Annotated in this window: 34 protein-coding genes; 1 reads left to right on the forward strand and 33 read right to left on the reverse strand. The window is 52.7% G+C overall.

Features of this window, described 5'->3' with window-relative positions; genetic code table 11:
• Positions 1-79: 79 nt before the first annotated feature.
• The 33 genes from JQN59_RS18045 to JQN59_RS18205 all read right to left on the reverse strand — a co-directional run bounded on the left by JQN59_RS18045 (position 80) and on the right by JQN59_RS18205 (position 23,722).
• Complete coding sequence (locus JQN59_RS18045) at positions 80-664, reverse strand: hypothetical protein (RefSeq protein WP_204528102.1); 585 nt, start codon at positions 662-664, stop codon at positions 80-82.
• A 2-nt stretch (positions 665-666) separates the two neighbouring features.
• Positions 667-1,104, reverse strand: coding sequence for a hypothetical protein (locus JQN59_RS18050; RefSeq protein ID WP_204528103.1), 438 nt, complete (start codon positions 1,102-1,104; stop codon positions 667-669).
• 3 nt (positions 1,105-1,107) lie between these two features.
• Positions 1,108-2,502, reverse strand: coding sequence for a hypothetical protein (locus tag JQN59_RS18055; RefSeq protein WP_204528104.1), 1,395 nt, complete (start codon positions 2,500-2,502; stop codon positions 1,108-1,110).
• A 4-nt stretch (positions 2,503-2,506) separates the two neighbouring features.
• Positions 2,507-3,448: a hypothetical protein gene (locus tag JQN59_RS18060; RefSeq protein ID WP_204528105.1), complete on the reverse strand. Its 942-nt coding sequence runs from the start codon at positions 3,446-3,448 to the stop codon at positions 2,507-2,509.
• A complete protein-coding gene (locus tag JQN59_RS18065) occupies positions 3,432-3,866 on the reverse strand; it encodes a hypothetical protein (RefSeq protein WP_135345208.1) in 435 nt (144 codons plus the stop codon). The genes JQN59_RS18060 and JQN59_RS18065 overlap by 17 nt, the downstream gene beginning before the upstream one ends.
• The gene (locus JQN59_RS18070) at positions 3,863-4,291 is read right to left on the reverse strand and encodes a hypothetical protein (protein WP_003833605.1); all 429 of its coding nucleotides are present in this window, start codon (positions 4,289-4,291) and stop codon (positions 3,863-3,865) included. Before JQN59_RS18070 ends, JQN59_RS18065 begins: the two co-directional genes overlap by 4 nt.
• On the reverse strand, positions 4,288-4,770 hold the full coding sequence (locus JQN59_RS18075; protein ID WP_204528106.1) for a hypothetical protein: 483 nt from the start codon (positions 4,768-4,770) through the stop codon (positions 4,288-4,290). Before JQN59_RS18075 ends, JQN59_RS18070 begins: the two co-directional genes overlap by 4 nt.
• Before the next feature lie 68 nt (positions 4,771-4,838).
• Complete coding sequence (locus JQN59_RS18080; protein WP_204528107.1) at positions 4,839-5,870, reverse strand: DUF2184 domain-containing protein; 1,032 nt, start codon at positions 5,868-5,870, stop codon at positions 4,839-4,841.
• 16 nt (positions 5,871-5,886) lie between these two features.
• Positions 5,887-6,747 carry a hypothetical protein gene (locus JQN59_RS18085; RefSeq protein ID WP_204528108.1) on the reverse strand — a complete coding sequence of 287 codons (861 nt, stop codon included), beginning with the start codon at positions 6,745-6,747 and terminating at the stop codon, positions 5,887-5,889.
• Positions 6,748-6,762: 15 nt separating this feature from the next.
• The gene (locus tag JQN59_RS18090) at positions 6,763-8,385 is read right to left on the reverse strand and encodes an NUDIX hydrolase (RefSeq protein ID WP_204528109.1); all 1,623 of its coding nucleotides are present in this window, start codon (positions 8,383-8,385) and stop codon (positions 6,763-6,765) included.
• 18 nt (positions 8,386-8,403) lie between these two features.
• Entirely contained in the window at positions 8,404-9,228 is an 825-nt protein-coding gene (locus JQN59_RS18095) for a hypothetical protein (protein ID WP_109555169.1), read from the reverse strand.
• A complete protein-coding gene (locus JQN59_RS18100) occupies positions 9,225-10,643 on the reverse strand; it encodes an anti-CBASS protein Acb1 family protein (RefSeq protein WP_204528110.1) in 1,419 nt (472 codons plus the stop codon). The genes JQN59_RS18095 and JQN59_RS18100 overlap by 4 nt, the downstream gene beginning before the upstream one ends.
• Before the next feature lie 11 nt (positions 10,644-10,654).
• Positions 10,655-11,986, reverse strand: coding sequence for a terminase large subunit domain-containing protein (locus tag JQN59_RS18105; protein ID WP_204528111.1), 1,332 nt, complete (start codon positions 11,984-11,986; stop codon positions 10,655-10,657).
• Between the two features lies 1 nt (position 11,987).
• Complete coding sequence (locus tag JQN59_RS18110) at positions 11,988-12,728, reverse strand: hypothetical protein (protein WP_204528112.1); 741 nt, start codon at positions 12,726-12,728, stop codon at positions 11,988-11,990.
• 108 nt (positions 12,729-12,836) lie between these two features.
• Complete coding sequence (locus tag JQN59_RS18115; RefSeq protein WP_204528113.1) at positions 12,837-13,382, reverse strand: KilA-N domain-containing protein; 546 nt, start codon at positions 13,380-13,382, stop codon at positions 12,837-12,839.
• A gap of 176 nt (positions 13,383-13,558) precedes the next feature.
• Positions 13,559-14,020, reverse strand: coding sequence for a lysis protein (locus JQN59_RS18120; RefSeq protein WP_204528114.1), 462 nt, complete (start codon positions 14,018-14,020; stop codon positions 13,559-13,561).
• Positions 14,017-14,511 carry a lysozyme gene (locus JQN59_RS18125; RefSeq protein ID WP_326929006.1) on the reverse strand — a complete coding sequence of 165 codons (495 nt, stop codon included), beginning with the start codon at positions 14,509-14,511 and terminating at the stop codon, positions 14,017-14,019. The genes JQN59_RS18120 and JQN59_RS18125 overlap by 4 nt, the downstream gene beginning before the upstream one ends.
• Positions 14,483-14,686: a phage holin family protein gene (locus JQN59_RS18130; RefSeq protein WP_204528115.1), complete on the reverse strand. Its 204-nt coding sequence runs from the start codon at positions 14,684-14,686 to the stop codon at positions 14,483-14,485. The genes JQN59_RS18125 and JQN59_RS18130 overlap by 29 nt, the downstream gene beginning before the upstream one ends.
• Before the next feature lie 471 nt (positions 14,687-15,157).
• Entirely contained in the window at positions 15,158-15,922 is a 765-nt protein-coding gene (locus tag JQN59_RS18135) for an antitermination protein (RefSeq protein WP_204528116.1), read from the reverse strand.
• Complete coding sequence (locus tag JQN59_RS18140; RefSeq protein WP_104009827.1) at positions 15,919-16,065, reverse strand: YlcG family protein; 147 nt, start codon at positions 16,063-16,065, stop codon at positions 15,919-15,921. Before JQN59_RS18140 ends, JQN59_RS18135 begins: the two co-directional genes overlap by 4 nt.
• Entirely contained in the window at positions 16,062-16,424 is a 363-nt protein-coding gene (gene rusA, locus JQN59_RS18145; protein ID WP_204528117.1) for a crossover junction endodeoxyribonuclease RusA, read from the reverse strand. Before rusA ends, JQN59_RS18140 begins: the two co-directional genes overlap by 4 nt.
• Entirely contained in the window at positions 16,421-16,711 is a 291-nt protein-coding gene (locus JQN59_RS18150) for a DUF1364 domain-containing protein (RefSeq protein WP_200010987.1), read from the reverse strand. Before JQN59_RS18150 ends, rusA begins: the two co-directional genes overlap by 4 nt.
• A 9-nt stretch (positions 16,712-16,720) precedes the next feature.
• Positions 16,721-17,170 (reverse strand): DUF1367 family protein, encoded by a 450-nt coding sequence (locus tag JQN59_RS18155; protein ID WP_087857323.1) that lies wholly within the window; start codon positions 17,168-17,170, stop codon positions 16,721-16,723.
• Positions 17,171-17,884 carry a hypothetical protein gene (locus JQN59_RS18160; RefSeq protein ID WP_204528118.1) on the reverse strand — a complete coding sequence of 238 codons (714 nt, stop codon included), beginning with the start codon at positions 17,882-17,884 and terminating at the stop codon, positions 17,171-17,173. It abuts the gene before it with no gap.
• Positions 17,881-18,507, reverse strand: a complete 627-nt coding sequence (locus JQN59_RS18165) for an ead/Ea22-like family protein (protein WP_204528119.1) — start codon at positions 18,505-18,507, stop codon at positions 17,881-17,883. Before JQN59_RS18165 ends, JQN59_RS18160 begins: the two co-directional genes overlap by 4 nt.
• The gene (locus JQN59_RS18170) at positions 18,504-19,070 is read right to left on the reverse strand and encodes a hypothetical protein (protein ID WP_204528120.1); all 567 of its coding nucleotides are present in this window, start codon (positions 19,068-19,070) and stop codon (positions 18,504-18,506) included. The genes JQN59_RS18165 and JQN59_RS18170 overlap by 4 nt, the downstream gene beginning before the upstream one ends.
• Positions 19,067-19,681 carry a hypothetical protein gene (locus JQN59_RS18175; RefSeq protein WP_239484194.1) on the reverse strand — a complete coding sequence of 205 codons (615 nt, stop codon included), beginning with the start codon at positions 19,679-19,681 and terminating at the stop codon, positions 19,067-19,069. The genes JQN59_RS18170 and JQN59_RS18175 overlap by 4 nt, the downstream gene beginning before the upstream one ends.
• A gap of 122 nt (positions 19,682-19,803) precedes the next feature.
• The gene (locus JQN59_RS18180; RefSeq protein WP_204528121.1) at positions 19,804-20,103 is read right to left on the reverse strand and encodes a hypothetical protein; all 300 of its coding nucleotides are present in this window, start codon (positions 20,101-20,103) and stop codon (positions 19,804-19,806) included.
• 5 nt (positions 20,104-20,108) lie between these two features.
• Positions 20,109-21,983 carry a toprim domain-containing protein gene (locus JQN59_RS18185; protein ID WP_204528216.1) on the reverse strand — a complete coding sequence of 625 codons (1,875 nt, stop codon included), beginning with the start codon at positions 21,981-21,983 and terminating at the stop codon, positions 20,109-20,111.
• A gap of 114 nt (positions 21,984-22,097) precedes the next feature.
• Positions 22,098-22,961 carry a replication protein gene (locus JQN59_RS18190; protein ID WP_204528122.1) on the reverse strand — a complete coding sequence of 288 codons (864 nt, stop codon included), beginning with the start codon at positions 22,959-22,961 and terminating at the stop codon, positions 22,098-22,100.
• Complete coding sequence (locus JQN59_RS18195) at positions 22,954-23,100, reverse strand: DUF2740 family protein (RefSeq protein WP_204528123.1); 147 nt, start codon at positions 23,098-23,100, stop codon at positions 22,954-22,956. The genes JQN59_RS18190 and JQN59_RS18195 overlap by 8 nt, the downstream gene beginning before the upstream one ends.
• An 83-nt stretch (positions 23,101-23,183) precedes the next feature.
• Positions 23,184-23,405, reverse strand: coding sequence for a CII family transcriptional regulator (locus tag JQN59_RS18200; RefSeq protein ID WP_129694916.1), 222 nt, complete (start codon positions 23,403-23,405; stop codon positions 23,184-23,186).
• Between the two features lie 86 nt (positions 23,406-23,491).
• The gene (locus JQN59_RS18205; RefSeq protein WP_204528124.1) at positions 23,492-23,722 is read right to left on the reverse strand and encodes a transcriptional regulator; all 231 of its coding nucleotides are present in this window, start codon (positions 23,720-23,722) and stop codon (positions 23,492-23,494) included.
• A gap of 104 nt (positions 23,723-23,826) precedes the next feature.
• On the opposite strand from JQN59_RS18205, the gene JQN59_RS18210 reads away from it, so the two are divergent.
• Positions 23,827-24,531: an XRE family transcriptional regulator gene (locus JQN59_RS18210; protein WP_204528125.1), complete on the forward strand. Its 705-nt coding sequence runs from the start codon at positions 23,827-23,829 to the stop codon at positions 24,529-24,531.
• The last annotated feature ends 111 nt before the right edge of the window (positions 24,532-24,642 follow it).

Here is a 24,642-nt window from a genome sequence, read left to right on the forward strand (position 1 = left end):
CGGTATTGCGCCGGGCTGGCGAACTCCTCGCCGGTGATTTCCCTGATCACCCGCCAGAATCCCTCATTCGACGCCCAGTCTAGGAGGGTATATATGACGTTTCCTGCTGGGCATTCTGGGTCTGGGTATCGCCAGGAGGATTCGACGTCTGCAACGAATCGCGAAACGCCGTAACGCTCGATGATACGAGTTGCCCACCGAACATGCCGATCACTGAGCCCACCGTCGGGGCGATCAGATGAGCTTTCTGAATGGCAGAGGAAACCATAAAAAAAACCACCTCACCTTCAACCTCTCGGTATTCGTCAGGAGAGATGATCCCCTGCTTCATGGCCACATCAAAAGAGGTTGTTTTCCATGTCCCGCCATCGTTCCAGATGACGGAAGTAAGGCGCTGGATCTCGTCAACGATGGTCGGCCCCCGCTGACCCTGATCAGCGTCCAGATCCTGCTCGCGCTTGAGCTTTTTGCGAAGCATCATTGCTGCAACGCGAGCCGCACCCAGGCCGCCGACCTGTGAGATGAAGTTGGTGAACAGGTTGCCAAGCAGCAGACAGTGCTCTTCCACCACCTCATACGGGAACGGGGTCACATGCAGGTACACGATTGACCCGTCTTCCCGGGTGATGTTTGTTACCAGGTTGAGCTTTTTGTCAATTTTCACAATCAGACCCACATATTATCGTTAGCCAGGATATAACCGCTGATGGTCACCACGTACCCGGCATCCATACCGGTAAACGGCAGTTCGTTGAAGTTCACCAGATAAGCGTTAAGCACGGTGAAATTGCTCAGCGTGTTCGCGTCAGGGGTGATCACTACCTCGCCCAGTGCCGTGTCAGTGGCAAACCGGTTTTTGTAACTGTCGCTCAACCCCTGGGTGCGCAGCAGATGGACGGTGACGGTCACCTGCTGATATGGCGCCTGGCTGCCTACGGTGCCTGTTAGCGTCTGGATAATGTCCGTCGCCGGGCCATCAGGACGCATGCTGATAGCGTCCTTGCCAAGATAAGAGGCGGTGATATTCAGCGCTGGCACGTCAGTTACCGACACCGCGCCGCGTACACGATTTAGGAATCCCTGCGGTACTAATGGGTTTGGCATTTTTTACGCCCCTACAAAGTTGGTTACGTTCACGTTAAACGTGATGGATTCGAAGCCGCGGCGTGGCGTCATCACAGCGCTCAGACCGTTATATTTGCCATCGGCGTAATCTGACGGATTCAGGCTGGTGTAATTCGCGAACGGAACGGCGTTGATCACCGCGTTTCCGGCATACGTGCCTTTCTCGTACTCGGTATTGAAATCCTGCTGTGTCAGTGCGGTACCAATCACACGACCGAGGATCAGGCCGTAACTGATGCCGTTGCGCAGCGTCTTCAGCGCGCGGCGTTGCAGGCGGTCGATACCGTTCTGCTCGTAGTACAGCGGGTTAACATTGGTGTTTGACCCGTTGATGATTTCGTTGGCCAGGTCGAGCTCGAGGTTGATTGCAGTCCATGCTACTGAGTACCAGTAGTTGAACGGATTGCCGTCCAGCATGTGGCCTGCCACCAGCATTTTGTTGCTCAGCCCACCTTCCGCGGCGGTGCCGACGTAGTTGATGCTGTTGTCCTGGAGCTGCTTAAGCAGCGTGCCATTGCCTTCTACCGGGTACTCGGTTACGCCGTAGCCAAAGCGGTACGCCATTGGCGGTACCATGTTTGATGAGCCTGGATCGTTCGCCAAAGATGACTGGAACGGAAACGCCATGGAAAACTCACCAGCCGGGATGTTTGTCGACTCCACACCTGCAAACACAGATTTGTTTTTGGTGGCGACCCAGTCCTGATAGGTGGCAATCGTGGTGGTGACAAAGAAATAGACCAGTGACGCCGGGCTGGTATACAGACCTGTCAGGGTTTTAAACGTCGTTTCGCCATCCCATTCGCGCGGCACCAGGTACGAGAAGAATTTCTGGTAGGTGTTACCCAGAGAAATGTCTTCATCGATGAAGTCAGCCAGCGCTGCTACGGCAGCAGCAACAGACACGTCGCCCAGCTCCAGCACGTAGACCGCGCGGGTGGTGCCCTGTGACCAGAACGTGGTGTTCATCTCGATGATTTCGTTTGCCGCTACGGTTTTCACCGTACCCATAACTGTTGCCGTTCCTGGGTCTGTAGCCAACGGATAAGTGAAGGCGGTAGAAGTGGTCACAGTGGCGGTTACGGCGCGGTTATAAGCTGCTGGAGTAACGCCAGAGACAACCAGCGGGATAGTGTTGCCAACGTTCCAGCCATGCGCTGCCGAGAGGGTCACCGTGACCACGCCGGTTGCCCAGGTGATAGTTGAAATAGTTTTAGCCGGTGAGGTGATATCCTTCAGATCGTCTTTCGTCGTCAGGAGCTGGTACTCACCTGCAGCCAGGGTTGTTCCGCCCATGGAGATCATCGCGCCGGATTTGAGCAGCTGAGAGGGCTTCGGTGGATTGGTCACCGAGACGTTAATGTTAACAATTGCCATTTATTTATTTCTCCGGGTAAATGGACGGAATCGCTGACGTGATCAGCCTGCGCGCGACATTTCGCATGCGCTGCTGGTAATAGTTGACTTTGAACTTGATGGTTTTTCTCATGGCGATGATGTTCAGCTCGTTCTGCGTGACGCGCTCGTCCTGAACGACCGGGATATTCATCACACCCATTTCCGCGTCATCGCTGAGCGTGTACTGCTGCACGTACCGGAGGAAATCCTCAACCCCGGCATTACGCAGGCCAGTAATGGAGATCGTCACATCCTCGGAAACCAGCTGATACTGATTCTGCTGCTCATCGAGGTAAAAGCTCCCGGCAATCGGCGCGGTGTTACTGCACTTCACCGTTGCATACGGCGGCGAAAGGTTCTGCGTCGACAGCATGGCGGGGAACATTGGCATGTACTGGCTCAACGCCAGCCATACCGGCAATGAGCTCGAAACCACAACATCCGACAGGTCGATATCATCAGCTGAGTTGATGATCTGCGATCGCATGTAGGGGAATATTGCCTCCCCTGTGTAGTGGTAGAGGTTGGCCGGTTCGTTCAACCCGGTGCGCCGGGAGAAGGAAAACTGAAGGCCAAAGAACTCGCCGATATACAGGACATCAGATCCGATATCGTTGAACGGGTCGATGTCCGCCTGAGCGGTAAACGTTACGACGTTCCTGTCATAGAGTTGCTCATCGTCCTGTATGGTCTCGGTCGTAAGGTGCAAATAACCTTTGACATCGACCGTATCGGGCTCGCTGCTGGGGTCGTCCGAGAGAACAGAAGCCTTCACCCAGAAGACGAAACCATCGAGTGGCAGCACCTTGCGGATATACTTCGTGAACGTGACCACCTGAAAGCGGCTCAGGTCATCAATCCCCTGCGTCAGCGTGGCGTTAAGCTCTGTTTTTGCAGTTTGCTGCAACTCATCCAGGGAAGGCATTTAGCACCCCGCTCACCCAGGCGCGCATCGCGGCCTGATAGGTTCCGGTATCGATGAATGACGGGCGCGGAGGCCCCTTTTTGTTCTTGAATCGCCGGGAGATTCCGTCCAGCGCGCGGCGCGTAGGCACACCAGGTAATCCGTTCATTTCGGTATTGTCGAGGAAGGCGACAAACAGGTCATGGATCCGTGACATCGACTCTGCCAGAGGATCTTTGGCTGGCGGCGCGCCGGCCATCATATTCTCAAGCGACGCGGCCATGTCATTCGCCATCAGGTCAGCGATGTCTTTGCTGTACCTGTCGAAAAACGTCTGCATGATCTGGTACTTTTCCTCCAGATACTCGGCGACGTCTCCGGTCGTGGTGTTCTCGTCCTCATACGGGACGTCAATCACCCCAAGATGGAAGGTGATCATGACAGACCCCACAGACTGCCGAACTGCTGGGCAATCATCAGGTACCGTCGGCCCCATGGGTCCTGCAGCATCTGCAGGTCAGCCAGTGACAGGTCTTTGAAGAAGTCCGGCACCAGGCGCTGAGCGCTGGTTGAGTTATCTCCTGCACCAGTAATCACGCCAGCCTTGAAATCGTTCAGGCCATACGTTTTCCTGAATCCAGCAAATACCGATTCGGTACCATAGTTGACCAGGAACGATGCGCCGAGGTTATACACGGCAACGGTGTACAGATTCGGTGTGACGCACGCGATATCAGGATTTACCCATTCAACCGCGCCGCCATACGCCAGGGAGAAAGACGGCGAGTCATCGGGAACCTGCGCGGCGGTAACGCCCATGTCAGTTCGAACGAATTCGATGAATCCCGACAGGCTCGTTGTCATTTTTTCTTTCTCCCGGATTTCTCAGTCACGATTGTTTCGTTGACCGTCGGAGTGTCTTCGTTGTCTTCTCGGCCTTTCGCCTGCTCCGCGCTGACTTCCATCTCGCCGGAATAGCCGGTACCGCTTTCACGCAGCGCGCTATCCAGAGCCGCTACAGATGCCTGGCGGCGGCCGTGGGCGCCACGGGTCAGGTGAATATCGTTATCACGGATTGCTTTTTCGATTACCGACGCTGATACAGACTTGTTCAGGCTGTAGCACAAGCCGACAAACGCCTGGCTCTGGTCGATTTTGGTTGAGTCAACCAGTCCGTAAACCTGGTGATGTTGCACCACCGCTTCAATCTCTTCAGTTGTGCCATCCAGCACCATCATCTGGCTGCCGTGGTCAATAGGGATCTGAATAAGACGGCCTGTCTCGAGCTTGCGATAGGCAAAAATCTGACGCTGCTTGGTGGTGTTAGCGATATAGAGTTTCATTGGTTACCCTCGTAAAAAAGCCCCTGCTGAGTCTCCCCGGCAGAGGCTTAACCACTTCAAAGAATGGATCAGGCGCTGTACGCCATGGACAGGATGGTGATTGCTTCCGGACGTACTGCCCAGCCTGCGGTAGAACGCATTTCGGACAGAACATCGATGGCGCCACCAGCGATCGGCGTCGGGATTTCACGCGGCGCGGCCATGTCGGTAAACATCAGCGCGTTCGCAGCAAGAGACGGTGTCAGCTTGGCGAATTCGTTGGTGTTCACAGTGGAGTTGACCATTGGCACTTCAACCTCAGGGATGGTGATTACCACCGCATCAGTACCACCTGCGCCAGCGCCGATCAGGGTATCGTCATAAACCCAGTCAACCTGGACGTTTGCGCCTTTCAGCACTTCTTTCACTGTGCCGCCGACGGTGTCAGTACCACCACCAGGACGCTGGTAAGAAGTCAGCTGAACGATCTGCTGAATTTCCATAGCGCCGAGGACGCGCTGCGGCCCCAGGATAACAACACGCTGCTGGCGACCCAGCTGCATGGTGCGGGTCAATGCTGCCTGTACGTGGCCCAGAAGATATACCGCCATCTGCCCGTGGTCATAGGTTAGCACGGTGGTGTTGCTGTTGCTGTCAGGAGGCAGGGACTCGGTAGTCGCGCCAGCGGTGTTCAGCAGGCCTTCACCACCAGCAGGGTTCATGCCATACAGCAGAGCAGAGCGCAGTTGCTGGAAGATGCCCTGACGCATACCCAGACGCTGGGCTTCCGGCAGTGCAAAGTTCCAGTTACCGGCAGCCGCCATGTCATGGTGATCGTAGATACCACGGCAGCGGAACAGGTAGGTTGGAGTGGAAATCATCTTCGCATCCAGCGCCACGCTCGGCAGCTGGTTACCGTTACCGGACTGGCTGGAAGTGGTCTGGGTGCGAATATCCAGGCGGCGCATGCAGACGTACTGGTCGCCTACGCCGAGACGGACTTGCGGGTTACCGCTGGCGATGGTTTCAAACGCACCTGATGCCTGCTGGTAACCAATGATCATCTCCGGCGCGATGTACGACGGATTGACGATGGTGTAGCTGGGGGTAATTGCAGCCATTTAATTCAGCTCCCGATTAAAGTAAGACCAGCGCGCAGCTGTCGGTGTTATTCCAGGTCAGGAAACCAGTCGCGCTGTCATAGCTGACAGTCTTGGAGTTGCCTGATTCGATGGCGAGCACTTTTACCGGCAGCGTGATGTCGGAAAGCGTAACTGCGCCGATGGTGCCCTGCGTGGTTGCAGCGCCGCCTGGTGCAGTTGCCGGTGCATAGGTGAAGGTCGTTGCGTTCACGACTGAAAGCACGACTACTGTGCCGTTGTACGCCGCAGGAGCGACGCCGCTGATTTTCACGTACTGACCAGCAGTCAGGCCATGAGCTGAAGCGGTTACCGCTGTCGCCACACCATTGGCATAGGTCACTGCTGTTGTCGCAATATCAGAACCGGCGAAACCGGCCGCCGCCGCAGTGGTGATCTGGTTGTTCACGAAGTCCCAGGCCAGCGGCGTTTTCACTGAAGCACCGGAGGTGCCCAGCGCAACAACCTGCGCAGAGGCTTTCAGCGGCACGCGCATGTTAGAGCCCAGGCGGTAGTACGAAACGCTCATGCCGGAGGCGTACAGCGGAACCGGTGACTGAGGAGTGGTCAGGCCGTTGTGAGCCTGATTGAAGACGGTAAAGCCTTCCAGTTCGGTAACAGACACAGCGCGACGGATGTAAGAACCGCGCGGGATTGAACTGGTGCCAGGCAGAAGCTCAGCAACCGGCAGACCGCCCCAGAGAGGTTTGGTTTCCGTTGCCGCCACAGTACCCGCCGCCAGGTTAAAGCGGTTAGCCGGGTCATCAAGCGCCACGCCCTGAATATAACCGTCGGACTGCACACCGAAGGAGCCAAGCGCATTCGTGGTTGCCATCGGGTTAAGAGATAAGTTAGCCATGCTTGAGAGCTCCCGTTAAGCCTGGTTGTTAAAACTGGTGACCTGACGCTTGCCGGACTGGAACGGAGCCCAGGTGGCAGCAGGATCGCCTTCGAAGGTGCTGATCTGGCGACCGGTCGCATCAGCGCGTTTAATTTCGCGCAGCATGCCAGGGCCAACAGACAGGCTTGCCGATTTCTGCGCGTCGGCGTAGATCGTCTTCTCGGCCACGCTCAGCAGGGCAGAGTCAGCGATAGAGGACAGGTCGACGGATTTGAAGTCAGGCGAATGCTCCTGCAGCTGGATCATCAGGCGGCGGCGATATGCCAGCGGCTTTTCACCAGAGAGCGGAATCGGCGCGCGCTTTCCGAAGCAGGAGAACACGCTATCTGCCTTCACCTGTGCATCGGCGACTTCGTTGCGCTCTTCATCGCTTAACTCGGTTGGGATGCGCGTTTTAAGATCGGCAATCTGCTGACGTAGTTCAGAGTCTGCTTTCTCTTTTGCCGCCTTTTCTTCTGCCGCCTCAGCATCAGCCTTCTCTTTTGCCTCGGCATCCGCTTTTTCCTTCGCGGCTTTCTCTTCCGCGTCAGCTTTGGCTTTCGCCTCTTCGGCCTCTTTTGCCTCAGCATCAGCCTTTTCTTTCTTGGCTGCTTCTTCGGCATCGGCCTTGGCCTTCAGGTCTGCTGCTTCTGCGTCAGCCTTAGCCATGCGTGCGTCAATCGCCTTATTGATTAGCGCTACGATTTTTTCCTCGTCCATCTTTTCAGCCTCGTTTGGAATGGAATCAGATTTAACACCAGTAGGGGCAAGGAGCTTGTCCCATACGCCCTGTTCACAAATTGCAACGTGGTCGAGCAATACCGGGGAACCTTCCACCAATAGAGGCTGACCGTCGATTTTGATGATTGAGTCCTGCGCTTCGCTGTAGGTGACGGTTGGCGAGGTACTCAGCTGCCGTGTCGCCATAATTTCGGCGGCTTCAGCGTCGTACACCCGGCCAATAGTCCAGACCTCGCCATTATCAGCAACCCAACTGTTCGTCAGGGTGCCGATAACACGCTTCGCAAATTCATCGCTATCGAGCTTGTTTTTCTCCGGGTGCAGCCAGATAAGCGGTACACCGGCAACTCTCTGGAGAAACTCTGGGGTGAGATAGTCGTCCGGGTTACGGAAGGCCATCTGTTGATCTGCAGAGCGCCAGGTAACCCCTGTTCCGGTCACCCGGATGGCGAACATCCACATGTTGATAAAGAATTGCGGGCTGCTTAGCGTCCCGTCAGCGATGAGCGCGGCCACCTCGGTCTCATTGAGCGCCTGCTGCGCCAGCATCTCAGCGAAGGGCTGATGAAGCGGTTTGGGCAGATCGTCAATGTGAAACCATCCGGCGGCCAGCGATTCATCGTTAAGCTTCGCCTCGAACCTCTCCGGCACCTCAGCGCGAAACGTCAGATAATCGCCGTATATGCTGTGCGGGGTCAGCGGACCATCGTACTGATAGCCCACCTCTTCCAGCACCTCGCGGCGGGCGGCGTCAATAGCCAGTTCGCCCGGCTCTACCGTTCCGCCAGGCTGGCACCACGTGCCATCATCCGAGCGCTGGATCAGGAAGACGAACTTACCCTGACGGAACATTATCCCGCTGCCAAAAATAGCCACGTTTTAATGCTCCTATGCTTATTTCATAGACGCCATGAACTTCTGCCCCTTCTGGGTCAGCATGTGTTCAGGAATACTCCGGAGGTTGTACAGATAGGTTACGTAACACCGGCAAAAAACCTCTTCACCGGGCTGCGTAATTTCATCAAGGTACCCGGAAGGCCCCACCTTCACGTAACCGTTTTTTTGCGCCCAGTTACCGCGAATGAGATAGACCACCTTATCGCGCTCTTTGTGATCTTCCCTGTAGTCATAACCCGCTTGCCGCCAGTGACTATGCCACTCTGCAGCTATGGCGTTATTACTGGCAGCTATGATGTTGTCGATGTTTGCAATGAGTTTATGGTTCTGATCAATCATCACCCGGCGCGCTTCAAAATCAATTTGCAAGGCGCTTTTCTGAATGTGATCACAGTTGTAATTAACCCCGCTTTTGGATGATGGCGACAGTCCACCTCCAACGTAATCCTGCACAGGGATGCTGGTAGCCCACCCACTAAATCTCTGGACTGTTTTGTTTATCGCGCCTGTACGGTTTAACTTAATTAAGTCGGCGCTAGCCAGGATGCGTCTATCAAGCTCGCTTCTTAACTTCGGCTCCATGTAATTCAGAGTAAAGCGAGACAACCCTGGATGCCGATCCAGAGCCTTAGCCCTGTTGACCTGCATCTCATAGGTTGATCTAAGCTTATCTGACACCCTTGATATGTAGTCATCATGGGTTTCGCTTTCTGCCGCTTGGCGAATAATTCCCTGCCATCGCTCCAGCTCCTCTCTCGAGGTATAGCCATTGCGCAAGAAGAATTTAACCGCCTCCCTTACTGTTCTGGAGAATTTGCTCATAGCATCATCCCGCCGCCCGGCTCTTCAGCTTTCGGCGGCTCCGGCGGTGGGTTATCTTTCAGCGAGTCGTAATCGAGGTTAAGCCGCTGAGGGAAAAGGTTCTCGTTGGCATTGGCGTTTTCGCACGCCCACTCGATAAGCGTCGCCCGGTTCTCAGGGTCCGCCGTGAGCTGCGGCAGCACCACTTCCAGCATGCTGACGATAGCCTTAAACCGCGTTTCGTCGACCTTCACCTTCTCGCTTTCCGGCTCTTTCAGGGAGGACGGCCAGCGATATTCGAAGTTGTTTATCCAGCTCGCGAAATACACGCTGTAGGTGTTTTTCAGCTCCGGGAAGTCAGCACGCAGCGACTCGAAGAATTCAATGCTCCAGGCGCGGTACTGGCACACGCGGATGAAGAACGCATAAAGCGGGTCCAGCCACTCGCGGATGTTGTCGATGTACACCGCCACGGCGCGGGCATCTTCAGTGCCTTCACCGAAGCCCTGGGCGAATGTCTCAGAGTTGAGGATGATCGCTGGCATGTCGGCGGCGGCGGCCACGTTCTCGAGAATGTGCTTACGCGCAGAGTCGAGAGGCTTTTCCAGGTTGCTCAGGTCGATTGACTCAATTCCATCTTGCGGGCCAATCTGCAGAACTTCTCCTGTTTTCCCTCGCTTCAACATCATGCGCTTCATTCCGCCAAGCGCCTGCATGACTTTGTTAACGACCGCGCCAGCACTAGCGATTTTCGTCACCAGCAGACCGCCCTTCACCGCAACCATGTCGTCGGTACGCATGGTCTGAATGAAGGATTTCAGCGGGAAAAGCGCACGCTGATACACACTGCGTCCGGTGAACCCGAACGCCGCAGGGTTGTACGCGAGATAAATAGGATCTTCGTTCTGCGCGACTATGCATCGCGATTTGTGGTATGGCTTGCCAGCCACACGAATGCCTTCGACTTTCTGGAAGTCATGGGCGTTTGGGTCCTGGTTCAGCACGATACTGCCCGCGGTATTCAACGGATCGAGAATGTTAAAGCTGACGTTGTGCTTGTACAGCGTGCGGTAGTCCAGCGATTCATTCGGCTCCTGGTTATCCACCAGCATTGCTATCGCTGATACGCCGTAAATACGGGCTATGCGCGCGGCGTTGGCGATGTGCTGGTTCGCACCCATCTCTTTCCATTCGCGCTCGAACGCGTCGCGCAGGCGCTGCTCAAGGCCGTACGACTGGGCAACATGCACGGTGCGCGGCTCATTCATCGCCATTTTAATCGGGCGATCCACCATCTTTCCGCCCAGGGGGTGGAAGAGATAAATCGTCTTGCAGGCCTGATACCCAGCCGAGGAACCAGGCTGAATATCGTCGCTGTCCAGCAATGCCATCAACTCTGGAGAGCAGCTGCCGATTTCGAAATCGTCTTCGTTCATTGGTTCTCTCGTCAGATTGCGTCGCCGCTGCCGAAGGCGATGATCAGCCCGTAGGTGTAATCATCGAGCAGGTCATCGGCGCGCTTATGCGCTTTCTTGTCGGCAAGGTGGAATCGGGAAACCTGCTTATGCAGATGGTTTGCTGTCTCGCCTTTGAAGACGGCTGTCTTCTCGTAGGCGTATCGGGAAATCTTCGCCAGGCCGCGATAGTGGTAACCGGAGGCCATGATGGCGCGCTCGTCCTTTCCTTTGCTGGTCAGGGCGGACTCTATTTTGTTGACCGGCCATCCCAGGCTTTCGCCCTTCTGCAGGAGGATGCTGCCCATACTGGCGTCTTCAATGAACACGCCCAGGCTGCCGTTGATGGCAACACACTGGCCGGAAAGCTCGTTGAGACGGTCAAATACCGACGGCATCCACGTTTCCAGCAGCGCGCCGTCAATCTGCACGACATCCCAGTCCAGAATGGTGAGGCGCTGAATGCCGGGCCGGGTGTCGACGGCGTAATACACTACCGCCGTGCCGTCATGCTCAGATCCACCTTTGACGGCGGTATCCATGACAGCGAAGACGGCCTGACACATTTCAGGGTAATCGACAGGCTGATCCTGATTTTCACCCTCGAACCACTTTTTGATGTCGAAGAGAGAGGCTGCAGACCAGTCGACAAACTTCGCTTCAAACTCCTGCTGGAAGACACGAGGGTCATTGTTCTGGCTCTCTTTTTCCAGTTCCTCAGGGGGAACAAAGGGGTTTGAGGACGTTGGTGCATGATGCTCAACGAATCCCAGCGACTTGTTATTGCAGATAGCGTAAAAGAAGTTTTCTTCGTCAACGCCGTCCGGCGTTGAAAATACGTAGGCCCGGCCTTTCGTCGTAAGCAGCGTTGGCTTAATCGACTTTGGCCAGATCTCCCTCAGCATCTCCGGCGACTTGGTAAATGCCGCCTCGTCTATCAGGATGATTTCGTATTCACGACCACGACCAGCCAGTTTGTTGTCGTTGGTGACCCAGAAGTCGATCTTCCCGCCGTTCTTCAGCAGCAGGCGCTTTTCCTGTCGGCTAAAACTCTTTTTCAGCGGCAGCAGGATTTCTTCCAGCTTGTCGTAAATTTCCTGATACTGACGATATTCAGCAGTAAAAATACCCACCCTGCCGCCGAGTTCAATATCCATACCAGGTCGTTTGAATGGCGCTGTGGCGTAGGTCACCGCGGCGCTGGAAAGCATGAATGTCTTACCCCAGCGGCGGCCACAGCGGACCGCATGAAGCTGACTATCCCAGGAATCAGACCATACCTTTAACTGCCCTTCATGCAGCGTCGGGAGGTAAATGTCGGCCATATCATCTCCCAGGTATCGGCAGGGTGTTGTGAACGACGATCGCGTTGTCGCTGTCGCCGTCCTTCATGATGTCGATTTCCATCTCCACCTTCTCAGTGGCGCGCTCGCGGTAAGCGGAATCTATCCGAAGCTTTTCTATTGATCCTTTGGTGTATTCCAAAGATTCAATTCTCTGTGTATTGCGGTGCATGGCCTTTTCAGCAGAGGAAATCAGTGAGTGCAGTTCCTTCACCTTCTCGTCCGTTGGCAGCTCAAGCTCAGCCTGCCAGCGCCCGATGTTCTCCGCCGCCGTCAGGTTCGCAGCGCGCAGCCAGAAAAGCTCATCGTCGAGCGTGAGTGACCGGGCGTCTTCGGTGATTGCGTCAGAGAGCAGCATCCTGCGACCGTAGCCGCCGTGCTTCAGTGCATTCTGGTTTCCAGGCTGGAAGGCGTTCGTGGGCGGTGCGGTGCGTGATCCACGTATCGGTTTCGCGTCTGGGGATTTTTTGGCGCCGCCTGTTTCACGGTCGGATTTTTTCACCCTCCCGGATTTACTGGCCTCACCCTTTCCCTTTTGCGAATTCGCATTTTTTTTCGCAGCTTCTTTCTGCGATTTCGCACCATACGACGTTACTTTGATGTAGCGTTTCGCAGATGCGTAATTCAGTCCCTGAGCCTGGCACCAGTCTTTGGGGGAAATACCTGTTTTGGCATGCTCGGCGAGGAACTGGTCTTGCAGTGCTCCCCAGTCCGGTTTTGCCATAATAATTACCTCACGTTGTCATTATCGAAGCCCCTCAGTGAAGAGCTTCTGTAATGAAGAGCCGTTGTGAAAGTGGCTCTCTTGCCGACGAGCTCAATTTTGAGCCGGTTACCCAGCTTTCGCTTCCATCAGCGTGACCATATCAGGATCCATCTGGCTGACGATCCGATCACGCGCGCAGTTGAGCAGTTTCTTGCGGCCACCGACGCCCCACTTGTTCATTGCCCGTGCGCAGGCACTGACCTCTTTGGTCTCATTGGCGATCAGTAAGTCGAGGCGGTTGAGTCTGTTCATATTGCTAAGCCCGTTGAGCACGGCCTCGCGGAAGGTTTCATAAACGCGGATTTCAAACTCCGGCTTAATCCAGGCGGCATATCGAATCGCTAACAACTCGGCAGCCCATACACCTTGGTTAACACCACCGTTAACTACACTAAGTGATTGATTTACTTTCAGACGACATTTTTGTCCTCTGGAATCTAGTGCAGAAACAAAACGTTTTACAGCCGCGCTTCGAATAAATTTGTTCGGCCTTTGTGATTCTGTCGCCTCTCCATTGGAAACGGCTGCCGCATGCAGATCGTTCAGGTTATATCTCCCTGCGGAGTCAACCCGGACAGAAATGCCGTAGACATTAACGGTTTGATTTGTCATGTCGGTAATTACCTTTTAGCGATGAACCTTGTCTCACAGGAAATCCGGCCCTCAGAGGCTCCGACAGCCAGCCGGTATCCTCAAGGGTCATCCTGAAAGGTTCTGAGTGGTGAAATGCGCGTGAGATGCGCGGTGAAATTCGGGTATAAAAAAAGCCCCGCTATTGCGAGGCTTGGTTATTTCAGGCACTGCGTGTTGATGTATTCCTGCAGATATTCGACCTGCTTCGTCACTGTGACGATTCGCTCTCTGAGGGTGAAATAATCCCGTTGAGCGGAGTCTGTAAGTCGGGGGCCGGAAGCATCGCCCAGGCTGCCGGTGCTGGCCGTTCCGTTCGCGGGACATTTTGCGTTGACGCGCAACCCACACTTGCCATCACGAATACAACGCTGCAAATCATCAAGCTGCTTTTTCGCATCAGCTAAGTCCTGAGTGTATTTGGCATCCAGTGCAGCAACATCTCGCTGCCGGGTTGTCATGTCGGTGATGGTGGCGTTAGCCAGATTAAGCGCCTGAGTTTTCTCATCGCGCTGCTTCTTGTATTCGGTGGCGTTGTCGCGGTAGTGATTAACAGCCCAGCCAAGCGACATGATGATGCAGACGACAACGGCAATGATGATTGCGGTTAACCTGCTCATTTCTGACTCCAGGTGCAAACCTCATATTCAACATCGCGCCGGTTCATCAGACCTTTCCACTTCTTGCCACCGGCATACACCCAACGCTTAAGCTCAGAGCATGCTCCGGCGTAGTCTTTGACGTTGAGTTTCTTCAGTAGAGTGGAGTTGATGGTGGAGGTAGCGCCGACGTTGTATGCGAAACTGTAGATTGCAGCTCGCTGGGTTTCTGATGTCTGCACTTTGATATGCGGATCAACCTGAGCAGCAATGCGCGCCATGTCTTTTCGTGTTAGCGCATCACACTCTTTGTCGGAGTAATATTTGCCCCAGATGATATCGCTTCCGGTGTGGCCATCGCATACGGTGACAATTCCCACCACGTCTTTGTATGGGTAATGCTCGCGACCTTCGAGGCCTGTCTTGCCAGATACCATTACCGTGGCAATACTAACAGCCCCGGTTCCGAGTGCAGCGATAATGCTATTTCTGAGCGCCGGAGACATTGCCATTTAGCCGATCCTCTCGCTCTTTGCGTTTGTAGTACCAGTTAACACCGAACGTCCCTATCGTGCAGACGATACCAATGATGATTGCCCAGTCGTTTAGCGATAAAACGCCACCCATGGTTGTTAAGCCTCCAACCCAGTAACTGAGCCACTCTCTGATTTTATCCATGCGGTACATGCTCTCACCTCGCGTTAGTAGCGGGTGCTGTGCGTGATAGAGAAAAGGCCGTCAGACTCTGATAGCTACGTGGCATCTGGAAGTGATATCTGCGGCCTGCAATAAAAAAGCCAGCGGCGCGGCTGGCAAGATGAGGGTAGTGCGTTGAGCTTTCGCTCTTATGGTCCTGGTAGGAATTTGGCGGAAGATGACGGAATTAAACCAACAAACTAGAGCCCCAGAAGCACTAGCCACCACTTGGTGAATCTGCCAAACGGAAAGAGCACTCCCAGCTTAATGGTGAATTCAAGAGCGGCTGCGCAACCACTTGGAATGCTCTTACCTGTTATGCAGATACAAAAAAGCCCCGAGATATTAACTCAGGGCCATCGAATGAATGCACTACTCCATCATTGAGTTCAGATTAAACAAAAATCGCCACTTTGTAAAGTGTGATTTTCTAGATAAATCCTATCTCGTAGAAAATATTCACTACTGTGTGACTTTGTTCAACATCCTGTTTGCGTACTCCTCCTGTTTAATGCACTCACCTACCAGGCTTTCAAAGAAATCCTTGTACGACCTGCGCCACGTGGTTTCAGGAACATCAATCACCGTCGCGCAGATGTATTTACGGACGCTATCCGGTAGCAATCTCGCATATCCACGACCATTGCACCGGCCGCACGTTTTATAAACCGGTACGCCGCCTTGTAGAATAGTTTTCTCTTTGTCGATAACCACACCCTTCCCATTACACTGGCATGCATTGGTCAGTACCCCCTTCCCTTTGCATTTGTGGCAAAGCACCTTAACCATTTCCCGCCTTTCCTCCAGGTTAGGTCTGCCGATATGCTTCATCGTCATCATCTGCGCTTCGACAAATTTATTACCCTGGCAGCAGTCGCACGTTCTGGTGCTGGCAGCGCTGCGTGCGTAGTCAGCAAATGCGAACGTTGCGAGTACTTGCATCACTTTCAGCTTAATATCTGTCTCGAGCTTGCGTAAGGCTGCAACCTTGTCGCACTGCTCCATTGCATATTGAGTTAAAAGTTTGATCGCCCGGTCGCGGTCATAGTCGCTGATATCCATCTTGCCGAGGAAAGCGCTAAACCCGAGAGCGGCGCGTGTTTGTGTCATGCCAATTGCCGCCATGATGTCAGTTCCGGTCAAAGAGTCTGATGCCGTGGCGCGTGGTGAGTCGCTAATCATCGTTGATTTCGCAAAGTGGAATTTCAGTGTGTTTTCGAGATTCATGCTTCTGCTCCTGATGGTTTATAGCGACTGATGTAATTGCGTAATATCCGGTAGTCAGTGGCGAATGATCCCGGTCGACGATAGATGCGTAACCGTGTCCAGCGCAGTCGAAGGTGATCAGCAAAGTAGGATTCGAATGTCATGCGTCCTCCAGTTCAGTAATCGTCAGCTCAAGGCGACCACCTTTGACGATCGGCATTTTCACCACCCGGTAATCCACCACCTGAACGTCATCCATCCAGAACCCGGCTTTAGTCAGCGCGTCGAATGCTGCTTTTTGCAGGTTGTCAAGGTCGCGACGGCGGCGATCCGGCATGTAACACTCAATGCGAACCTTCAGTGGGCAAGCCACGCCAATGTCGAGCATCTCTTCCTTGATGACTTCCGCTACCAGATCGCGGTATGCCTTGCCTTCCGTGCTGATGTGCGTTCGCCCTCTGTTGTGCCTGTAATACCGGTTATTGCTTGGAGGCCACGCAAGGCTAATTCGATATTCGTTCATATCTTCACTAGCCCCTCTTTCAGCCACATAACCTGCGTTCGCGCCATTCCTTCCAGAGCGCACTCTTTCGCATATTCCGCATCCACAAGATGAGTGCGACGGTCTATCTCGTCGTGGAACCGGCTGTATGCCACCGTGGCGATCAGGTCTGGCGGCTTAATACCGGTACCGCATAGTCCAGCAAGCCGAATATGAGCAAGGATTGTTGTTTCAGGGTTTCCGTTACATACGCCCGGGATGCGCACCTGGCACTCACGGCCTCGTGCAGCTTTGCGTAAATCAGCCATGTTTCCTCCTCAGAAGAATGACTGTAATCGGTTGAGTATTGCCGGGTCTGTTGTCCCGGCGAATACGTGTTTTATGGCGGCGTTAATCAGCGAGCTGTAACATCGCTCGAACTCCTCCTGATCCATTGATGCGAATGCCAGGCTCTTGGCCCTCACCTTTGTTTCCCCGCGTATCGTCGTAACCACGTCATAGAATCCGGCGAGAATGGTTAAATTCTTCCGGAACTCTTCTTTCTGCGTGTGTTCGTCTGAGCATTCGTAACCAGTGTTTTCTGATGTCCAGTGGTCATAACAGAACTGGAAGAATGCAAAGGCTTTGCGATGATGCGCGGGGTTTCTGGTGAGTTTGATTTCGGCTACGTAGGTTTCGCCATTTTTGAATCGCTGGAGTCTCTCGAGGTCTGTTTCGTTTGCTGGAGAGAATACGCCGCCCGGGTGTTTAACCAGGTCGATTTGCAATCACTTCACCTCCTGCTGCGGTGCTGCTGCAAACATAGCTACATACATGCGCCTTATGGTTTCATGGTCGCATTTACCGAGCGCCTCCCTCCATGCATTGGAGATCATCTCTTCTGTAGGATTGGCTGGCAGTGATTTCGATTGCTCATCTTCTTCATCATCAAGATCAACAGGCGAGTCGCAGTGTGGGCAGTATCCGTCGCATTCAGAGTGCTGTTCGTATGTAAAATACTTTCCACATGACCAGCAATTTTCACCACAACTCACTAAACCATCCGGAGTTACCGGATAGTTGCCAGCCTGAAGCATGGCGGCGCGGCAGGCGTTCCATCCGTTGGCATAATTTAAGGAATATCGGACGCCATCTTTCACATACTTAAAGCCCATCCCATCTTTCAGTTTCGGTATTTCATCTGGCACTGATAACACCGCTGGCTGCGGTAACTGTGGTGCTGCGTAGAGCAACACATCATCCGAACCGGCCCCGGATGCAGGCCAAACATCAGCGTCAGCTCCCGACTCCAGATAGTCCAGATTAGCCCGGTCAATGCACGCCACAGCCTCCGCTTCGAGCGATGCCAGTGCGATACGCGCATTATTAATCAGGAGGCTATCAGCAGGAGATAAAACAACATGAGCGTTTCCCTCCGCATCAATTTCAGAATTCGTAATTTTTCTGAACAGCTTTGCCAGTTCTCTGGTAATAGTGCTCATGATGCCTCTCCTTTACCGGCTGCGGCGGTGTAGATTGCGAACCACGGCGTAGCGTAGCCGCCAGAGCGGTTATGAGGTTGCTCGCTACCAATAGATATTTGAATCTGCCCGTCACACTGCCTTAGATAGCCGTATGGCGTCCGCGCCTCCAGTTCAGCTATGCGCTGTCGCAATGCTTTGATATCGCGATCAGCATTAGCCAGTAACCGATTTTCAAAGTTATGCTCTGCTATGCGCTTCTCTGCGGCATCCAAATCCTCGCCTAACTTCTGAGCCATCTGAAACCAATTGGCGCGCTGTTCTTCTTTAGTTTCCAGCTCATCCAACAGCGCCAGAACGGTGGACGGGTTAGCGGCAGCGATAAATTCAGCGTTGCGTTTGACTGTCTCATCCCAAGCCATGTGGTAATCGTGATCATACTCTTCGTGAATGCACGCGGCTGTAGAGTTGGTCATATCGAGCAATGACTCGCTACCGACGTAAACCGCGTATGAATGGTATCCAGACGCTCTGTCTTCACCCTCACCGTATTCGCCGTCAGTTTCGACAACATCAGACCACCATTCTCCCTGGGTGGCTTTCTCCGCCGCTTCACGCAGCGCCTGTTTGTTGAGTGTTGTCATTGGGCTGCCTCCTGGGTATCTGCGAGAACTAAGCGCCCATCACAAAGGGCATTGATGATTTCCCGATACTCCCACCCGAAATACATGCTTTCGACGTAAACTCGAAGTGGTGGATAGTCGTGCTGTTTTCGTCGAATGAACGCCTCAGCGGCCTCTCTGGTAAGGTGCGCGTTTACGTGCTGCCATTCTTTTTTGAACCCGCTTACAGTATGATTTTCGAGATCTTCGAGAACAGACCACTGAGTATCTTCACTAAGATCTGTGAATGTCGTGTCGTATGTTTCCTCACATTCAGCATTGAGATCAGCCTGTTCATCATCGTCCAGGTCATCCCAGTATTCTTGTGGGGAAAACCAGACGCTATCTTCGAACGCTACGAAACGTCCATCGCAATAATCGGTGTCCATACCGTAAATTGTGGACTGCTTCTGAACCATGAAAATTGGGTCTGCGGTGATATGGCGGCTAACACCTTCTCCGCGATGGTGATATTTCAGGCGTTCAACAAAATCAGCGTATGTTTCCGGCGTCAGTTTTGCGCCATCTGCGATTGACTTGCTCATAGCGCTGCTCCTTTGCGAATCTGGGCGGCAATATCTTCAAGTACGCCATCAGCGAACGAGCGGTCAAAATCCCCTTCCGGCGCAGCAGCCATAAACTCTGTGGAGGTAAGGATCATCCGGGCAATATCAGCGGCGTTCTTCGCGGTATCATCAATAAAACCAGCATCCCATGCAGCAAGCATTCTGTTCGCTACAAAGTAAGCTCCTTCCTTGCGGGACTTAACCAGTACGTCATTAAGAAAAGCGTCTGTTGTTTGGGTTTCTGGCATTCCGCCATCTGTAGCGCAGATATAAGCATCTGATATTTCATGCTGCTCGCCATCAAACACGTAGCAACTCTGAGTGATGAATTTATTCAGCCCCGCATTCTCCGCCGCCAGCTCCCTGCACTTGCTCTCGGCGTTAGCGAGCTGTACTGCCATGTCTGTGAGTTTCAGTTCAAGATTGTGAATAGTCGCGTCTGCTGCCCGGAACTCGCGCTGAGACTCGGAAAGTTTTGATTCGAATTCACTGAATTTACGCACCAGATACTGCGCATTGCTCTCGTTAACTTTCATGTCACCGGGCAGACATTTGCCACGGAGAAACCCTTCCATTTCGTATACGTTCATAATCCTACCCTCATAAAAAAGGCCCGCTAAGCAGGCCTGTTAATCGATGTTTTTGCGTATTGCATAAAAAAGGCCGACTATCACGGCCACGCTTGCAGATAGCTCTGCTATGTAAGGTTCAGTCATGCTCGCTTCACTCCGAATGTCTTAACCAGTGCCGATTCCATGCGACCTACACATGCGCGTATGCGGGCTATCTCTGTCTCAGGAAACATGCTTGATGCCATCTGCTCCAGTGCGCCTTTAAGTGGCTTGCTCTCAACCTTATCGATACGTGCCAGTGCAAAGGCCTTAAGCGACTGCTTAATACTGCGGCCGTCTACGCGAGCACAGGCGCGGCATAGTTCTGCGTGGAGAATGGTTTCAGGGAATTCGCTATATTCCTGTTCAATGATTTCTCTGGTGTTACGTGCTTCTTTCATGTTAGTCACCTTACGTTGTTGCTTGCCCATACCTCGTCATATTCCGACTGCGGCATATTGGCGATGTAGCTAAATGGAGATGCTGTTTCGGTTGGTAAAAACTGGTGTGATGCAGGGTCGAGATACAGCGGGATCCCACCTTCCCATCCCTCGCCATTACGCTGCTTTTCAAGCATCAGGACGGACGCTGGAGCGCCCAGTGCCTTGCGTTCCTTGTCATCCAGTTCTTCACCCTGCTGATCTTTCTGAATTGCCTTCTCTCGAAGCTTGTTTCTCCAGATGATGAACAGGTTATCGGTTAGGTCGGTGATCGACCCTGACCCCTTAACGTCCATCTTCCCTGTAGGCTTCTCCTCGCTGTCACCTTTGCGACTGTGAGTAACGAGTAGGACGTGGGTATTAGTTTTGTTTTTGAAGTCACACAGAGCGTCTACGAAGGCTTTCTGTCCGTTGTAGTCATCATCCCCTATTCCGCATTTCATCAGGCTGTCGATAATGAACAACTCAATGCCGTATCGCTTCCATGCGTAGGTGAAGATTTCGATCAGCCGATCAGCCTTTGCGGTTCCCGTCAGGCCGAATAGCCATAGCCGGTCATCGTAAAATTTGAAGGCAGATTCAATTTCAAGTTGTGGGGGAAGCTTCAGGCAAGTTGATTGCCTGGTAAGGCGTTTAAGTAAAATGCCGGGCTTAATCTCCAGCGAGGCGATGCAGGTCTTAACCCCCTGACGCATGGCTTCCAGAGCCATATGACCAACTACTTCAGTCTTTCCATGCCCGTTAACGCCGTTAACCAGTGACAACTCGGCCTGGCGGAAGGCGAAATTGTGATTCAGGCATTCCCACGGGCTGTAAAACAGGCTTTGCTCTTTTCCGTAGAAGGCGTTGATGGTGTCCTGATAAAACTCTCTGGCACTGTAAAGTTCCTCCGGGTCGAAAAATGATGCCCGTTCAAGATATCCAACGATGTCGTCTGAAGAGATGCCAGCCATCAGACATTCGTTGATATCTTTGTGAGGCAGTTTGACCAGTCGGCATCGGTGCTCACCGAGACGAGTTGCAATCTCTCTGGCGGCAGCCTGGCCTACTTCGTCGCTGTCCATGCTGATCCAGATTTCGTCGAACCGGTCGAGGTTGTGATATTCGAACTCTATCCACTGCTGTTTTGCCCCCTTCCCCCCGCCGAACGGAACGGAAAGCGCAGGGAAGCCGTACTGGTAGTAACTCATGCAGTCGATTTCACCTTCACACAGGATGACGATCCGCATGTTCTTCGGGATAGCCTGCCAGCCATAAAGACACGGCTCACAATCACCCTCAGCCATGATGACCTTCTTCCCATCAGGCCGTTCGGTGCTGATGCGCTTAACCTGCAACAACTCACCGTCACGTTTGTAGGGAAATGCTAGTGCTTCCAGTTCACGCTCTCCATTCCAGACCTTAGCCGAAGCAACTTCGTACAGCTTCGCCGTCTCTGCGGAGATCCCTCGAGTGGCTAGATATTCGATGTGTTTTTCGGTTTTGGTGAGGTAACGGGCTACTTTCTTGCGGTCTGGTCGGGAGAATTTCTTTTGCTGCTTGGCTGAGAAGTGGTGATCGTCGTCCTTGATGCCCAAAAACTCTTTGGCTTCTGTCATCGCCTGGTGCAATCCGCAATCCCTTACGGCTACCCAGAGGTCCAGCAGATCGCCAGCGGTTCCTTCAGCAAAATCAGACCAGACTTTCTTCCCTGCCAGATTAACCTTGAGGCTCTTTCCTGACTCGCCGTTGATACTTCCGGCCACCCATTCGTGGCTTTCCCGCTTCCCATTCGGCAGAAGATATTTTGCTACCCGTTCTACCTGATTCCATAGCAGGTCACTTAATTGACTTGGCGTCATCATGATGCCCTCAAATCAAACTTGTTGAACCAGTACCGGACAAACTCATCACTCAACAAGCCGTGGTTATAACCGGCGATCAGCAATGCCTTGAGTCGTGATTTCATCGTCACCTCAGTAGTAAACGTATCCGCTCTTACTGACGGTCACGGTCGGCTTCTGTCCGGAGGAATCAGGATCTGCTGATGGCTTCTCGTCCTCCCACCGCTTGCCATTCAGGTAAGTGGTCGGGTGAAGCTTGTCGAAGCCGAACTGTTTGCCGATACGGGAAGCGATATCACCTGCAAGGAACATGGCGAACTGCTCAGGGGTGCCACCGTTAGCGCTACGCCACTCCTGGTACTGAGTTCTGAATGCTGACTTGGATTTTTTCTTTTCCAGTTTACGCATTCCTGCAAGCCAGAAAATCGACTCGAATGCTTCGTCAGTGGCCTGGTGTTTGTTTGTAGGCTGAAGTGATTTTTCGTCCTCCGCTCGAACTTGTTCGGGCAGAGTGTTTTTACTTTCTTTCTTTTCTTTTGTAATAGTTTCTTTTGTGTGTCCCTGTTTTGGTGACATGGCTGTCACCGTTTTGGTGACATTTTTTGTCACCAATGTAGTGACATTATCACCAGAGTAGTGACACCCTTCGATTTCCCATTCTGTGATGTTCTTGTTTGGCCCGATTTGACTGCCTTCACGAATGATTACCTTCATTGCAATAAGCTCATTCTTGGCCTTGTTGACCTTCTGTCTTGGCAGCCTGGTAAGTTGAGCTAACTGGCTGTCAGATATGCGATCCAGTTTCTTACCAAAGCCGTATGTTTTACGGCAAATGGCATGAGCAACCTTGCTCTGATTCTTCGTTAAATCTGCGCCGATAAGCTCGTCATACAGGGCATTTGCAAGACGGGTGTATCCATCTTCAAGTTCTGCCACGCGACGCTCCACGACCGCCAGAGACGGTCTTATTGGTGTTACTGTTGCAGGGCTACTCATGACCGCTCTCCTTCCGCTTTAGTTCTTCGATGATGGCTCTCAGCTTTGTACCGACAGCCGGGTTACAGGATTTGATGAACCGGTCACGAGCAATATTTTTATGTACTGACGCCTGGTAAAAACGAGTTTTCTTAGGCATAATTACTCCTGTGAATTGATCCAGTTAATTCCACCTGAAGGCCGCTTCTGTTCGCGCAGAGCGGCTTTCGTCATTTCCGATACTCATGCTTCAAAATCCCCTTTCACTCCATCCCGGTTAGCAATCAGGATTGACAGCAAAAGCGACATATTCGGCAGCAGGTTTTCACGCCAGCGAGTAACCGTTGATTTGTTAACGCCAGCTACCTTAGCGATGGTGGTCGTACCGATTTCTGCGATCTGACTGTGAAGCCACGTTTCGATTCGTCGGGCCTCCACGTTGTTGCGTGTTGTTAAACTTCGCATATGTTAAATTCCTATGTAATTAGTTGATTCGGCTGATTTCTCAGCCGTTTGAATTTAGGTTTCAGATTTTTAAAGAGCGTTTACTGCTATGCAGCTGGCTGTTCTGCTTTCGGGAACAGCTTTGGTAAATCCGGGCGAATCTGATGAGCCTGAATTGCTCCACCAGTTGCGCTAACAATGCTGTCAACATGCTCAGGAGCAACCTTCGCCTTGTTGTGTAGCCACTTGTAAACGGCCTGCTGAGATACTTCGCAGGCATCGCCAAGTTTTTTTTGAGAACCGACGATGGTAATCGCGGTTTTAATTACTGGGTTCATAACAACCTCCGTGGTTAACATGAACAAAGAATAAAACTATGGTTGTATTTAGTCAACAACCATTTTCGTTTGATGGATGAAAACTCTGGTTGTACATTGCGCCTATGAACACAACACTCGCTGAAAGACTTAAAGAAGCCAGATCACTACGAGGCCTTACTCAAAAGGCGCTTGCGGATCTGGTCGGGGTTAGCCAGGCAGCTATCCAGAAAATTGAAACCGGTAAAGCAAGCCAGACGACAAAGATTGTCGAGCTGGCAAATGCGTTAATGGTTAAGCCGGAATGGTTAAGCTCTGGGAAGGGAGCGATGCTTCTAACCGGTCAGGATGAAGCAATCCCGCCTTCAGATGAGTGGGGAACTATTGAGCCGTGGGACAATGCGACACCACTACCAGATGACGAGGTTGAAGTGCCATATCTGAAGGATATTGAACTGGCATGCGGGAACGGCACATTCCCTCGCGATGATTACAATGGCTTTAAGCTTCGCTTCTCTAAAGCAACCCTGCGACGCGTAGGAGCTCATAAAGAGGGTGTGCTGTGCTTCCCTGCTCACGGGAACAGCATGGAACCTGTCATTCCCGAAGGAACTACAGTCGCAATCAATATTAACGATAAGAAGATCATCGACGGTAAAATTTATGCCATTAGCCAGGATGGATGGAACCGGCTTAAGATTCTCTATCGAGTTGGCCCAAACCGCCTAAGCATCCGCAGCTTTAATCATATTGAGCACCCTGACGAAGAGGCTGATCTAGACTCGGTGCAGGTAATAGGCCGCATGTTCTGGACGTCAACCATCTGGTAATCCACACATACCATCAAACAAACCTCGCCTCGGCGGGGTTTTTTATTACCAAAATTATCTCTCCTGAAAATAATCAAAAATAAAATCCTTTCACAAACAACCAAATACAAC

This window comes from Citrobacter sp. B72, assembly GCF_016894305.1.
Taxonomy (GTDB): Bacteria; Pseudomonadota; Gammaproteobacteria; order Enterobacterales; family Enterobacteriaceae; genus Citrobacter; species Citrobacter portucalensis.

Bases quoted from the DNA above. Each gene is read 5' to 3' on its own strand.
- JQN59_RS18050 (WP_204528103.1), bottom strand. From the start codon at position 1,104: ATGCCAAACCCATTAGTACCGCAGGGATTCCTAAATCGTGTACGCGGC.
- JQN59_RS18055 (WP_204528104.1), bottom strand. From the start codon at position 2,502: ATGGCAATTGTTAACATTAACGTCTCGGTGACCAATCCACCGAAGCCC.
- JQN59_RS18060 (WP_204528105.1), bottom strand. From the start codon at position 3,448: ATGCCTTCCCTGGATGAGTTGCAGCAAACTGCAAAAACAGAGCTTAAC.
- JQN59_RS18065 (WP_135345208.1), bottom strand. From the start codon at position 3,866: ATGATCACCTTCCATCTTGGGGTGATTGACGTCCCGTATGAGGACGAG.
- JQN59_RS18070 (WP_003833605.1), bottom strand. From the start codon at position 4,291: ATGACAACGAGCCTGTCGGGATTCATCGAATTCGTTCGAACTGACATG.
- JQN59_RS18075 (WP_204528106.1), bottom strand. From the start codon at position 4,770: ATGAAACTCTATATCGCTAACACCACCAAGCAGCGTCAGATTTTTGCC.
- JQN59_RS18080 (WP_204528107.1), bottom strand. From the start codon at position 5,870: ATGGCTGCAATTACCCCCAGCTACACCATCGTCAATCCGTCGTACATC.
- JQN59_RS18085 (WP_204528108.1), bottom strand. From the start codon at position 6,747: ATGGCTAACTTATCTCTTAACCCGATGGCAACCACGAATGCGCTTGGC.
- JQN59_RS18095 (WP_109555169.1), bottom strand. From the start codon at position 9,228: ATGAGCAAATTCTCCAGAACAGTAAGGGAGGCGGTTAAATTCTTCTTG.
- JQN59_RS18100 (WP_204528110.1), bottom strand. From the start codon at position 10,643: ATGAACGAAGACGATTTCGAAATCGGCAGCTGCTCTCCAGAGTTGATG.
- JQN59_RS18105 (WP_204528111.1), bottom strand. From the start codon at position 11,986: ATGGCCGACATTTACCTCCCGACGCTGCATGAAGGGCAGTTAAAGGTA.
- JQN59_RS18110 (WP_204528112.1), bottom strand. From the start codon at position 12,728: ATGGCAAAACCGGACTGGGGAGCACTGCAAGACCAGTTCCTCGCCGAG.
- JQN59_RS18115 (WP_204528113.1), bottom strand. From the start codon at position 13,382: ATGACAAATCAAACCGTTAATGTCTACGGCATTTCTGTCCGGGTTGAC.
- JQN59_RS18120 (WP_204528114.1), bottom strand. From the start codon at position 14,020: ATGAGCAGGTTAACCGCAATCATCATTGCCGTTGTCGTCTGCATCATC.
- JQN59_RS18125 (WP_326929006.1), bottom strand. From the start codon at position 14,511: ATGGCAATGTCTCCGGCGCTCAGAAATAGCATTATCGCTGCACTCGGA.
- JQN59_RS18130 (WP_204528115.1), bottom strand. From the start codon at position 14,686: ATGTACCGCATGGATAAAATCAGAGAGTGGCTCAGTTACTGGGTTGGA.
- JQN59_RS18135 (WP_204528116.1), bottom strand. From the start codon at position 15,922: ATGAATCTCGAAAACACACTGAAATTCCACTTTGCGAAATCAACGATG.
- JQN59_RS18140 (WP_104009827.1), bottom strand. From the start codon at position 16,065: ATGACATTCGAATCCTACTTTGCTGATCACCTTCGACTGCGCTGGACA.
- rusA (WP_204528117.1), bottom strand. From the start codon at position 16,424: ATGAACGAATATCGAATTAGCCTTGCGTGGCCTCCAAGCAATAACCGG.
- JQN59_RS18150 (WP_200010987.1), bottom strand. From the start codon at position 16,711: ATGGCTGATTTACGCAAAGCTGCACGAGGCCGTGAGTGCCAGGTGCGC.
- JQN59_RS18160 (WP_204528118.1), bottom strand. From the start codon at position 17,884: ATGAGCACTATTACCAGAGAACTGGCAAAGCTGTTCAGAAAAATTACG.
- JQN59_RS18165 (WP_204528119.1), bottom strand. From the start codon at position 18,507: ATGACAACACTCAACAAACAGGCGCTGCGTGAAGCGGCGGAGAAAGCC.
- JQN59_RS18170 (WP_204528120.1), bottom strand. From the start codon at position 19,070: ATGAGCAAGTCAATCGCAGATGGCGCAAAACTGACGCCGGAAACATAC.
- JQN59_RS18175 (WP_239484194.1), bottom strand. From the start codon at position 19,681: ATGAACGTATACGAAATGGAAGGGTTTCTCCGTGGCAAATGTCTGCCC.
- JQN59_RS18180 (WP_204528121.1), bottom strand. From the start codon at position 20,103: ATGAAAGAAGCACGTAACACCAGAGAAATCATTGAACAGGAATATAGC.
- JQN59_RS18185 (WP_204528216.1), bottom strand. From the start codon at position 21,983: ATGACGCCAAGTCAATTAAGTGACCTGCTATGGAATCAGGTAGAACGG.
- JQN59_RS18190 (WP_204528122.1), bottom strand. From the start codon at position 22,961: ATGAGTAGCCCTGCAACAGTAACACCAATAAGACCGTCTCTGGCGGTC.
- JQN59_RS18195 (WP_204528123.1), bottom strand. From the start codon at position 23,100: ATGCCTAAGAAAACTCGTTTTTACCAGGCGTCAGTACATAAAAATATT.
- JQN59_RS18200 (WP_129694916.1), bottom strand. From the start codon at position 23,405: ATGCGAAGTTTAACAACACGCAACAACGTGGAGGCCCGACGAATCGAA.
- JQN59_RS18205 (WP_204528124.1), bottom strand. From the start codon at position 23,722: ATGAACCCAGTAATTAAAACCGCGATTACCATCGTCGGTTCTCAAAAA.
- JQN59_RS18210 (WP_204528125.1), top strand. From the start codon at position 23,827: ATGAACACAACACTCGCTGAAAGACTTAAAGAAGCCAGATCACTACGA.